The sequence below is a fragment of the Intestinibacter sp. genome (assembly GCF_051866655.1).
In the GTDB taxonomy this organism is placed as follows: Bacteria; Bacillota; Clostridia; order Peptostreptococcales; family Peptostreptococcaceae; genus Intestinibacter.
Window position 1 is genome coordinate 1 of sequence record NZ_JBJDXL010000080.1, and the last position, 1,633, is coordinate 1,633.

The window sequence follows — 1,633 nt, forward strand, 5'->3', positions numbered from 1 at the left end:
CGGATTTAATACACCTGTTGTCTTAGACCACATCGCAAATTCGCCGTCTATATGTGGCTCGATCTCTTTTATTTTTTCTCTGCCTATTATTTCTAGACCTTTTACACCGTTTTTTTCACCTTGTTCCTTCATGGCGATTAATTTTTGCTTGTCCTCTTCAGTAAAGCCTACTACAAGCTTACCGCATCTGTTAAAAGGCACCCCTAATTCTTCAGCAACTTGATCAAAGCCTTGATTTCCTTCTACACAAAATCTCGCCATAAGTGTCCCAGGCTTATTGTTAAACCCAGCGTGTAGAACCCCAGAATTTCTAGCGCTTGTCTCATTACATACATCTAATTCTTTTTCTAATACACCTATTTTTAAATTATATCTAGACATCTCTCTAGCAATGGCATTTCCTACCACTCCAGAGCCAATTATCATAACGTCATATAATTTATCCAACTTAAAGTCCCCCCTTATACGAACAAATTTAGCTCGTATTTTGTATTTTATTTATTATTTTATACTTATTTTGATAATATTTCATTAATTTTAACATATTTTTTTCATTTTGATAATGATTTATATTTTTTTTATTCTAGTTTATAATATTTATATGTGAATTTATTTTTTTAAAGGGAAGTGAAAATACTTATGATTAAAGACATAGAAGACAAATTTAAAAACTTCGTTCCATACATAAACGGCTTTCAAAATATGAAAAGGGCTTCTGTGCTAATTCCGTTGATTCAAAAAGACGATTCCTGTGAAATTTTATTTGAGGTTAGAGCTAAAACCTTGAGAAGACAACCAAATGAGATTTCTTTTCCTGGAGGTAAAATAGAAAAAGGAGAAAAGCCAATTGATGCATGTATTAGAGAGACATGCGAGGAATTAGGTACTGTCCCTGAAAATATAGAGATAATTTCTCCACTAGATTTGTATGTAAATCACTCTAATTTAATCATTCATCCATACGTGGGAATAATAAAAGATGCAGAGCATTTATCCATCAATACAGCTGAAGTGGATCACACATTTACTGCTCCTGTAGATTATTTGATGGACTACTCCCCAGAGGAATTTGAAAACGAAATAAAAATAGATCCAAGCGACGATTTTCCATACGATAGAATACCAAATAAAAAAAATTACAAGTTCGCAGTAGGCAAGTATCCGGTTTTATTTTACGAATATAAAAATTACATAATATGGGGAATAACAGCTAGAATTCTAGAAAACTTTCTAACTCTTCTAAAAAAATAATTAAAAGGGCATCTGCCCTTTTAAAAAATATAATTCAAATTACATTTTTCGTCGTCAATTATGTTTAATAATATAGATTTTGTCTTTTCCAAACCCTCTAAAGCCCTTATTTTATTTTCACAGTAAATAGCGTTTTTTACTAAATTGAGCTCTAATTGTATATCGTCATAGTATTGATGATTTAACACCTTTAACCATAGATCTCTCTGTGTTTCTAGCTTTTTAGATAGGTCGTCTAGCATTTTATCTGATTTAGTCCAATCGCCATCGTGTACTACATAGTAAGTGGCTTCTATATCGTCTATATACTCCATTCCAAAGGATTCTACCTTGTTGTCTATATAAATTCCAAAAAATATAAATAAAACCACCCATGTAAGGG

At 31.7% G+C, this 1,633-nt stretch carries 3 protein-coding genes; 1 reads left to right on the plus strand and 2 read right to left on the minus strand.

Going from position 1 to position 1,633, the window contains the following annotated elements:
• Positions 1 to 447, minus strand: a 447-nt coding sequence (locus tag ACI3VO_RS02195) for an NAD(P)/FAD-dependent oxidoreductase (RefSeq protein ID WP_439756339.1), incomplete at its 3' end; no start/stop codon positions are given.
• A gap of 192 nt (positions 448 to 639) precedes the next feature.
• Here ACI3VO_RS02195 and ACI3VO_RS02200 point away from each other — a divergent pair.
• On the plus strand, positions 640 to 1,251 hold the full coding sequence (locus ACI3VO_RS02200; protein WP_439756340.1) for an NUDIX hydrolase: 612 nt from the start codon (positions 640 to 642) through the stop codon (positions 1,249 to 1,251).
• Positions 1,252 to 1,271: 20 nt separating this feature from the next.
• Here ACI3VO_RS02200 and ACI3VO_RS02205 read toward each other — a convergent pair.
• Positions 1,272 to 1,633: DUF4363 family protein (locus ACI3VO_RS02205; RefSeq protein WP_439756341.1), on the minus strand; the 362-nt coding region annotated here is incomplete at its 5' end.